Raw genomic sequence first — 1,471 nt, forward strand, 5'->3', positions numbered from 1 at the left:
GGCTCGGACGGCATCTGCACGACCAATACCGGGATGTGCTCCTGGTCGGCGTCGGAGCTGGCCGGGTGGGCGCGGCGGAACTTCTCGACGATCATCGACTTGCCGTTGTTGGTTGGACCGACCAGCAGCAAGTTGGGCATGCGTTGCTTGTTCGGCCACGTATACAGGGCTTCCAGCCGGTTCAACGCCTCGACTGCTCGCGGATAGCCGATCCAGCGGTCGGCGCGCAGGCGATGGATGCGCTCGTCCGCCGGGAGACGGGCCAGGCCCTGGGCCGCCGGCAGCAGGTGGGACAGGTCGATGATGGGATATTCGTCCACGGCTACCACTCCTCAATCTGGTCGAACGGTTTGGCAGGTGGCTGGTTGTCCGCCTGCGCGTCTGCCATGTCCGTGTCCGCTGGTGGCGTGGCTTTGATAGGTTGTTCCGTTGACTTGAGATGCTGGCGTCGATCCGCGTCGCGCCGCGCCTTGCGCGTGGCTTTCTGCGCAGTGGTCACGATTTCGCGCATCTGCCCTATCATGCGGAACAGCGCCGACTCATCCACCTGTTCGCGCCCTTGTTGCCGCAATTTCGCCAGTGCCTGCCGTTGCTCCCAGAGGGTGACAGCCGGGTGCGACAAGGTACGGTAGGGGATTTCCAGATAGTGCGGCCCCTCCGGCTCCAGCACCCAAATGCGGCTAATGTCGCGTGGGTCGCGCCGGATCAGGAACGCAGGCAGGCGGTCGCGCCGAGCTATCCACGGCTTGAGCGCATCGGCGTAGTAGTGGATGTGGTCGATGACGAAGCCAGTGCGGGTCAGGGTGCGGCGGAGGACGGGCAGGAAATCGACCAGAAAGGCAGTGGCGCGGGTGACGACGGTCGGCACGCCGACGCGCGCCACGGCCTCGGCCCAGCGCGCCGCCGGTGGCTGAAGCAGACCGTTGTGCACCGAGCCGTGGTAGGTGCCGACCGCCAATGTGAGCCAGCGCTCCAGCTCGCGCAGCGTCAGGGCGGCCTTATTTTCGGAATCGTAGTCGCCGCGCTGGTCCGGGTTGGAGAAGGTTGTTCCCGGTAGATCGTCGTGGATCATCTGCATCGCCGTGCCGATGATTCGCTCCACGATGCCACCATAGTGCGGCTGCCCGAGCGGCCGATAGTCCAACCGGATGCCATGCTGCTCGCAGCCCCGGCGCAGGGCCTCGCTCTTGAACTCGGCCGCGTTGTCCAGGTAGAGCAGCATGGGCTTGCCGCTCATTGGCCAGTTCATTTCCACGGCCAAGCCCTCCAGCCAAGGGCGCTTGTCGCAGGCGACATGCGCGAGGCACAGGCCGACAGAAACAGCGGAAGGCGCTTCCAACGTGACCACCATGCCGACCACGCAGCGGGTGAACACGTCGATGGCAATGGTGAGGTACGGACGGCCAATCGGTTGCCGGTCGCGCTCGTCCACCACGATCAGGTCGATGACCGTGTGGTCGATCTGCACCTG

General features: G+C 65.2%; 2 protein-coding genes. Both read right to left on the minus strand.

Annotation, left to right across the window (positions count from 1 at the left end; genetic code table 11):
* Nucleotides 1-320 (minus strand): TniB family NTP-binding protein (locus ACFQNJ_RS19275; RefSeq protein ID WP_382260367.1); only part of this gene is annotated, 320 nt, incomplete at its 3' end.
* Nucleotides 321-322: 2 nt separating this feature from the next.
* Nucleotides 323-1,471: Mu transposase C-terminal domain-containing protein (locus ACFQNJ_RS19280; RefSeq protein WP_382260369.1), on the minus strand; the 1,149-nt coding region annotated here is incomplete at its 5' end.

Source organism: Hydrogenophaga bisanensis (genome assembly GCF_042665135.1).
GTDB lineage: Bacteria > Pseudomonadota > Gammaproteobacteria > Burkholderiales > Burkholderiaceae_C > Hydrogenophaga > Hydrogenophaga bisanensis.